The organism is Pseudomonas sp. PA-7-1E (assembly GCF_021605325.1).
Taxonomy (GTDB): Bacteria; Pseudomonadota; Gammaproteobacteria; order Pseudomonadales; family Pseudomonadaceae; genus Aquipseudomonas; species Aquipseudomonas fluorescens_BV.
Map to the genome: position 1 here is coordinate 43,956 of NZ_WKFA01000037.1, position 7,817 is coordinate 51,772.

The 7,817-nt window shown below is 62.0% G+C and carries 8 protein-coding genes; 6 read left to right on the forward strand and 2 right to left on the reverse strand.

From position 1 onward, the window contains the following. The first annotated feature begins 4 nt into the window (after positions 1-4). The 6 genes from pcaH to pcaC all read left to right on the forward strand — a co-directional run bounded on the left by pcaH (position 5) and on the right by pcaC (position 5,385). On the forward strand, positions 5-709 hold the full coding sequence (pcaH, locus tag GIW79_RS20585; protein WP_236454991.1) for a protocatechuate 3,4-dioxygenase subunit beta: 705 nt from the start codon (positions 5-7) through the stop codon (positions 707-709). Position 710: 1 nt separating this feature from the next. Continuing rightward, positions 711-1,277, forward strand: a complete 567-nt coding sequence (gene pcaG, locus GIW79_RS20590) for a protocatechuate 3,4-dioxygenase subunit alpha (RefSeq protein WP_236454989.1) — start codon at positions 711-713, stop codon at positions 1,275-1,277. Positions 1,278-1,503: 226 nt separating this feature from the next. Continuing rightward, positions 1,504-2,799, forward strand: coding sequence for an MFS family transporter (locus GIW79_RS20595; protein ID WP_032893116.1), 1,296 nt, complete (start codon positions 1,504-1,506; stop codon positions 2,797-2,799). Between the two features lie 10 nt (positions 2,800-2,809). Continuing rightward, complete coding sequence (locus GIW79_RS20600) at positions 2,810-4,174, forward strand: 3-carboxy-cis,cis-muconate cycloisomerase (protein ID WP_127881197.1); 1,365 nt, start codon at positions 2,810-2,812, stop codon at positions 4,172-4,174. A 10-nt stretch (positions 4,175-4,184) separates the two neighbouring features. After that, a complete protein-coding gene (pcaD, locus tag GIW79_RS20605; protein WP_127881198.1) occupies positions 4,185-4,976 on the forward strand; it encodes a 3-oxoadipate enol-lactonase in 792 nt (263 codons plus the stop codon). A gap of 10 nt (positions 4,977-4,986) precedes the next feature. Beyond that, positions 4,987-5,385, forward strand: a complete 399-nt coding sequence (gene pcaC / locus GIW79_RS20610) for a 4-carboxymuconolactone decarboxylase (protein WP_003189316.1) — start codon at positions 4,987-4,989, stop codon at positions 5,383-5,385. 129 nt (positions 5,386-5,514) lie between these two features. On the opposite strand, the gene GIW79_RS20615 is transcribed toward pcaC, so the two are convergent. Next, positions 5,515-6,414 (reverse strand): polysaccharide deacetylase family protein, encoded by a 900-nt coding sequence (locus tag GIW79_RS20615; RefSeq protein ID WP_236454987.1) that lies wholly within the window; start codon positions 6,412-6,414, stop codon positions 5,515-5,517. An 82-nt stretch (positions 6,415-6,496) separates the two neighbouring features. Continuing rightward, positions 6,497-7,747, reverse strand: coding sequence for an OprD family porin (locus GIW79_RS20620; protein WP_236477408.1), 1,251 nt, complete (start codon positions 7,745-7,747; stop codon positions 6,497-6,499). Positions 7,748-7,817: the final 70 nt, after the last annotated feature.

Sequence of the window (7,817 nt, forward strand, 5' to 3'; positions counted from 1 at the left end):
CTCCATGAGTGACAAGCCCGGTTATCGGCGCCCGCAAGCGGGCACTCAACCTGATTACCTGCACCCGGCGTATCAGTCGACGAACCTGCGTTCGCCGTCCCAGCCTTTGGTGTTCCTGCCCCATTCCTTGTCGGAAATCACCGGCCCGACCATCGGCGCCGAACGTATCAATGAGAAGGACAACGACCTGACAGCCCAGCATGACGGCGAGCCGCAAGGCGAGCGCATCATCATTCATGGCCGTGTGCTGGACGAAAACGGCCTGCCAGTGCCGGGCATCCTCGTGGAGATCTGGCAGGCCAATGCCGCCGGCCGCTACAACCACAAGCGCGACCTGCACGATGCACCCCTGGACCCGAACTTCACCGGCACCGGGCGCACCGTCACCGACGCCGACGGCTGGTACCAGTTCCAGACCATCAAGCCCGGCGCCTACCCGTGGGGCAACCACCACAACGCCTGGCGCCCGGCGCATATCCACTTTTCGCTGTTCGGCCCCAGCGTGCTGACGCGCCTGGTGACGCAAATGTATTTCCCGGGCGACCCGTTGCTGGAATACGACCCGATCTACAACTGCGTGCCGGATACCAGCGCCAAGCAACGCTTGATCGCTAGCTTCGACCTGGAAAAAACCATTCCTTCCTATGCCCTCGGCTACCGCTGGGACATCGTCCTGCGCGGCCGCGACGCCACGCCGATGGAGAAATGAGATGACACTCAACGCGACCACGTCCCACACCGTCGGGCCGTATTACCACATTGGCCTGACCTGGCTGAACCGTGAAAACCTGACCGTCACCGCCACCCTCGGCGAACGCGTGGCGATCAGTGGGCAAGTGGTGGACGGCAACGGTGATGTCGTCAACGACGCCATGCTGGAAGTCTGGCAGGCCAACGCCGTCGGCAAATATGCTCACCCCGAAGACGAGCAGGACAAAGCGCTCGACCCGAACTTCGAAGGCTTCGGCCGCGTGCCGGTGGATGCCGAAGGGCGTTTTCGTTTTACCACCATCAAGCCGGGCAGTGTGCCGGGGCTCAAGGGCACCACCCAGGCGCCGCATTTGGTGGTGCTGGTGTTTGCCCGTGGGTTGGTGAAGCACTTGCTGACGCGGATTTATTTTGACGGTGAGGCCTTGAACGGCGATGACCCGTTGCTGGCGTGTGTGCCGGCAGGACGTCGTGGCACCTTGATTGCCCAGGCGGATGCGGCAGGGGTATATCAGTGGAATGTGATTTTGCAGGGCACAGATAAGGAAACGGTGTTCTTCGACTATTGAGTTGGCTGTTGACGATCGTTCCCACGCTCTGCGTGGTAATGCATCCCGTGACGCTGCGCGTCACCCGCGAACGGCAGGACGCGGAGCGTCCCATGCGGCATTCCCACGCAGAGCGTGGGAACGATCAGGGTGAGGCTCAGGCTCCACCTATCCAAAAGTCTGCTTGCGGAACAGGGTTGTTGCAAAGTATGTCTAGGCTATAACCGTTCCCACTGAGTAAAAAAACATGACAACAAAAACCAGCCACTACACCGGAGAAGAACGCAGCAAACGGATCTTTGCGATTGTCGGTGCGTCCTCCGGCAACCTGGTCGAATGGTTCGACTTCTACGTCTATGCCTTCTGCGCGATTTATTTTGCCCCGGCGTTTTTCCCCTCGGACGACCCCACGGTGCAGTTGCTCAACACCGCCGGTGTGTTTGCCGCCGGGTTCCTGATGCGACCGATCGGTGGCTGGTTGTTTGGCCGGGTGGCCGACAAGCACGGGCGCAAGAACTCGATGATGATCTCGGTGCTGATGATGTGCGGCGGCTCCCTGGTCATCGCCTTCCTGCCCACTTACAACGACATCGGTGCCTGGGCCCCGGCGCTGCTGTTGGTGGCACGACTGTTCCAGGGCTTGTCGGTGGGCGGCGAATACGGCACCACGGCCACCTACATGAGTGAAGTCGCGCTCAAGGGCCAGCGTGGCTTCTTTGCTTCGTTCCAGTACGTGACCCTGATCGGCGGCCAGTTGCTGGCGGTGCTGGTGGTGGTGATCCTGCAACAGATCCTCACCGAAGAAGAACTGCGTGCCTGGGGCTGGCGCATCCCGTTTGTGATCGGCGCCATAGCCGCCGTGATCTCCCTGCTGCTGCGTCGCACCCTGAAAGAAACCACCAGCAAGGAAATGCGCGAAGACAAGGACGCCGGTAGTATCGTCGCGCTGTTTCGCGACCACGGCAAAGCTTTCATTACGGTGCTGGGCTACACCGCCGGCGGCTCGCTGATTTTCTATACCTTCACCACCTACATGCAGAAGTACCTGGTGAATACCGTGGGCATGCACGCCAAGACGTCGAGCTACATCATGACCGGCGCGCTGTTCCTGTACATGTGCATGCAGCCGCTGTTCGGCATGTTGGCCGACAAGATCGGCCGGCGTAATTCGATGCTCTGGTTTGCCGGCCTTGGCACGCTGTTTACCGTGCCGATCCTGCTGACCTTGAAAACCGTGACCAGCCCGTTTTTGGCGTTTGTGCTGATCACCCTGGCCTTGGCGATTGTCAGCTTCTACACCTCCATCAGCGGCCTGGTCAAAGCGGAGATGTTCCCGCCCCAGGTGCGTGCCTTGGGCGTGGGCCTGGCCTATGCGGTGGCTAACGCGGTGTTTGGCGGTTCGGCAGAAGTGGTTGCGCTGAGCCTCAAATCCATCGGCATGGAAAACACCTTTTATTGGTACGTCACCGCGATGATGGCGGTGGCCTTCCTGTTCAGCTTGCGCCTGCCGAAACAGGCGGCGTACCTGCATCACGATCTGTAAGGGATGAGTTATGACGTTGCGCACGAGCAATCAACTGTTCGACGCTTATTTCACCGCTGACAGCATGGCCGAGGTGTTCTGTGACCAGGGGCGCTTGCAGGGCATGCTGGATTTCGAGGCGGCGCTGGCTCGGGCGCAGGCCCGGGTTGGGTTGATTCCCCAGGCCGCCGTCGCACCGATTGCCCAGGCGTGCCTGGCGTCGCTGTATGACGTGGACGCCCTTGGCAGCGCGATTGCCACGGCGGGCAACTCTGCGATTCCATTGGTGAAGGCGTTGGGCAAGTTGATCGCCAGTGAGGATGCCGACGCCGAGCGTTATGTCCACCTGGGCGCAACCAGTCAGGATGTGATGGACACCGGCCTGGTGCTGCAACTGCGCCGTGGGGTGGAATTGATCGAGGCCGACCTGGCTCGCCTGGGGGAGGTGTTGGCCGCCCAGGCTCAGCGTTACGCCAGCGTGCCGTTGGCCGGACGCACCTGGTTGCAGCACGCGACACCGGTCACCTTGGGGATGAAAATCGCCGGTTGGCTGGGCGCGGTGACGCGCAGTCGCCAGCGCCTGGCCGAGTTGAAGCCGCGCCTGCTGGTGATGCAATTTGGCGGCGCCTCGGGCACCTTGGCCGCGCTCGGCGAACACGCCATGCCTGTGGCCGAGGCCTTGGCTGCCGAGTTGCAACTGGGCTTGCCGGAGCAACCCTGGCACACCCAGCGTGACCGCCTGGTGGAGTTTGCCAGCCTGCTTGGCCTGATCGCCGGTAGCCTCGGCAAATTGGGCCGCGATATCAGCCTGCTGATGCAGACCGAAGCGGCGGAGGTGTTCGAGCCTTCGGCGCCGGGCAAGGGCGGTTCGTCCACCATGCCGCACAAGCGTAACCCGGTGGGCGCCGCGGTGCTGATCAGCGCGGCCACCCGCGTACCCGGCCTGGTGGCGACAATGTTCAGCGCCATGCCCCAGGAGCACGAACGCAGCCTGGGCTTGTGGCACGCCGAATGGGAAACCTTGCCAGAGATTTGCCGCTTGGTGTCCGGTGCCTTGCATCAGGCAATTCTGGTCAGTGAAGGGCTGGAGGTGAATGCCGAACGCATGGCACACAACCTCGGCCTGACTCAGGGCCTGGTACTGGCCGAAGCGGTGAGTATCGTGCTCGCCCAACGCTTGGGCCGCGACACTGCGCACCATCTGCTGGAGCAGTGCTGCAAACGTGCGGTCGCCGAGCAGCGCCATTTGCGCGCGGTACTGGCGGATGAGCCGCACGTCACCGCCGAGCTGTCGGCGGCTGAACTGGATCGCCTGCTCGACCCTGCCCACTACCTGGGCCAGGCGTCTACCTGGGTCACGCGTGCGGTGACCGAACATTTTGCTTTGACTGCCTGAGGAGAACGCTGTGGCTTTTGTACAACTCGCCGAGGGCGAACTGCATTACCAACTCGAGGGGCCCGCCGACGCACCGGTACTGGTGCTGTCCAATTCCCTGGGTACCGACCTGCATATGTGGGATCTTCAGATCCCGGCCTTCACCGAGCATTTTCGTGTGCTGCGTTTCGACACCCGTGGCCACGGCCAATCCCTGGTGACCGAGGGGCCTTACAGCATCGAGCAACTGGGTGCAGACGTGCTCGCACTGCTGGATGCGCTGGATATCCAGAAGGCACATTTTTGCGGATTGTCCATGGGCGGCTTGATCGGCCAATGGCTGGGCATTCATGCCGGCGAGCGCCTGCAACGCCTGGTGGTGTGTAATACCGCGGCCAAGATCGGCACGCCCGAGGTGTGGAACCCGCGTATCGAAATGGTCCTGCGTGATGGCGCCGCCGCGATGGTGGCGCTGCGCGATGCGTCGATTGCGCGCTGGTTCACCGCAGATTTCGCCGCTGCCAACCCGCACCAGGCCAAGCAGATCACCGATATGCTCGCAGCCACTTCGCCCGAGGGGTATGCCGCCAACTGCGGCGCCGTGCGCGATGCGGATTTTCGTGAGCAATTGTCCTCGATCAAGGTGCCGACCCTGGTGATTGCCGGCACCGAAGACGCGGTAACGCCGCCAGCCGGCGGCCACTTTATCCAGAGCCATGTGCAGGGCGCCGAGTACGCCGAGTTCTATGCGGCGCACCTGTCCAACGTTCAGGCCGGTGCTGCGTTCAGCGACCGGGTGATCGAATTTCTGCTGGCCCGCTGAGGAGCTATTTGTGGACGAGAAACAACGTTACGCCGAGGGCCTGCAGGTGCGCCGCGAAGTACTGGGCGATGCCCATGTCGACCGCAGCCTCAATGCCCTGACCGAGTTCAACAGCGAGTTCCAGGAAATGATCACTCGCCACGCCTGGGGTGACATCTGGACCCGCCCCGGCCTGCCTCGGCATACCCGCAGCCTGATCACCATCGCAATGCTGATCGGCATGAACCGCAGTGAAGAACTGAAACTGCACCTGCGTGCCGCCGCCAGCAACGGCGTGACCCGCGCCGAGATCAAGGAAGTGCTGATGCAGAGTGCGATCTACTGCGGGATTCCGGCAGCGAATGCGACGTTTCATTTGGCTGAGTCAGTGTGGGATGAGTTGGGTGTGGAGTCCCGCCAACAAGACTGAATGTGAAAGGCGATCACCTGTGGGAGCTGGCTTGCCTGCGATTGCAGCGACGAGGTCTGACTGGGGACCGTGTTGTCTGCAATCGCAGGCAAGCCAGCTCCCACAGGGGATCGTCACAGGTTTAAGGTATTAGTGGGAATCAGCATCCCACAGCCAATTCCACACCCCCGGCAGATGCACCGGCTCGTTCACAGCCTTGACCGTACGGGCCAGCGCTGCGCGTTCCAGCGCGGCGTGGTCGGTGTAGAACGGCTGGACGGCGGTCTTCAAACCGTTGACCCGTGCGCTGTCCATCAGAATCTGCAAGTACTCCTGCATATGCCGCGCGGTGTAGCGGTTGATGTCATGGAAGGTGACCACTACCGGGATCACACCCTCCACTGTCGGTAGTTCACCCAAGGCGATGCGTTCGCGTACCACCGACAGTTGCCGATACAGGTTGGCCCGCCGACGCGGGCTGGCGTTGAAGCCCCAGATCTTGCCGTCATTGGCACTCAAGTCCGTCAGCAGTACGTGCATGCCGTGGCGTTGGTAGGCGGCGAAGGTGCGCTTGTCGTAGTTCCAGAAGGGGGGGCGTACCAGCACGGGGGGCGCGCCCGTGATGGCGGCAATGTCTGCGGCCCCTTCGGTAAGGGTGTGTTCCAGGGTGGCGTCGTTCAGCCAGCGATGATTGGTGTGAAACGCCGTGGCGGTGTGAAAGGCCAGGACATGGCCGGCGGCGAATTCGCGTTCCATGGTCTTGCGCCCCCGGGCACTGCCGCCGGAGCGAGCGGCTTCGGTCTGCAGGAAGAACACCGCCTTGATCCCCGGCAGCACCGGGTTGTTGGCCAGGTCCGCCACTACCGAACGGCTCGGATTGTTGTAGCCCGAGGCGCTTGGGCCGTCATCGAAGGTCAGCAAAAAGCGGATCGGCGCCTGGGCCAGCAGGCGCTGTTCGGTCTGTGGCGTCAGGGCGATGGGGGCGCTGATGCAGCCCCCCATGCTCAAGGCCAGGGCAAACAGTGCGATTGCTGTAGCGAAGGATTTCATGCCGTGCAGGGCTCGAGTAAAGGCCGCTGCTGGGGGGATCAGCAGCGGCAGGCGCGCACCATACAGTAAGTGCTATGCCGGTTTACAGCAGACTGATCGGATAGCTGACGATCAACCGGTTCTCATCGAACTCGTTGTTGCTGTAGTCCCTGCGCATGCTCGAATTGCGCCAGCGCACGTTGAGGTTTTTCAGCGTGCCGCTTTGCACCGTATAGCCTACTTCGGTCTCGCGGCCCCATTCCTTGCCGTCGGTGATGGTGCCGGTGTGTACGTTGCTGCCGCTGATATAGCGGTTCATCAGGGTCAGGCCCGGTACGCCGAGGGCGGCGAAGTTGTAGTCGTGGCGAACCTGCCAGGATTTCTCCTGCGCGTTGTCGTAGCTGGAGTTGTAGCTGTCGTTGGCCAGGGTGCCGCCGCTGGTGCCGTTGACGCGCATCCAGGCACTGTCGCCGGTGAGTTTTTGCAGGCCGACGTAGAAGGTGTTGCCGCCGTACCTGGCCGAGAACAAACCGGACCAGGTTTTGTTGTTCAGGTCCCCGGCACGGGCGCTGCCGTCGTCCTTGCCGTAGAAGAAGCCCAGGTTGGCGCCCAGGGTCCAGTCGCCCACAGGCTGGCTGTGGATCAGATTGACGAACTGCTGGCTGTAGATGTCCTTGAGCTGGGCATTCCACACGCCGACTTGGGTGTATTTGTCGTTGAACGCGTATTCGGCGCCCTGGAAATTGAAACGGTCGGAGGTGAAGGCGGTTTTGCCGAACATCGACATGTCGCTCATGCTGCCGTCGTCCCGCGGGCTGTTGGCGCGGAATTGGCCGCCATAGAGGGTCAGGCCGTCGATTTCCTTCGAGGTGATCTGCCCACCACGCAGGGTCTGTGGCAGGGAGCGGCCATCGTCGGAACGCAGGATCGGCAGCACCGGCATCCATTCGCCCACCTTCAACTCGGTCTTGGAAAAGCGCGCCTTGAATGCCACGCCCAGCCGACCAAATTCATCGGCTGGCCGACCGTCATGGTCCAGCGGCAGCAACTGCGTGCCGCCCGTGCCACGCCCGCCATCAAGCTTGAGCGAGTACAAGCCCAGCACATCCACACCAAAACCGACTGTGCCTTGGGTGAACCCGGACTTGGCGTCGAGAATGAAACTTTGCGTCCACTCCTGCGCGCCACCCTGAGCCTTCGTAGGATTGGTGTAGTTGCGGTTGAAGAAGAAATTACGCAGGTTGAGGTTGGCGCTGGCGTCTTCGAGAAAGCCGTGATCCTGGGCGAGAACGGGCAGGGCAGAACTGGCGACAGCAGCCGCCAGCAACAGCTGGCGCGGTTGGAAAGTGCTCATGGTGTGAACCTGTTGTTATTGGGTTTATGCAGGTGGCGGCCATGGTGCGCGGCGGTGCGGGGGCGATGAA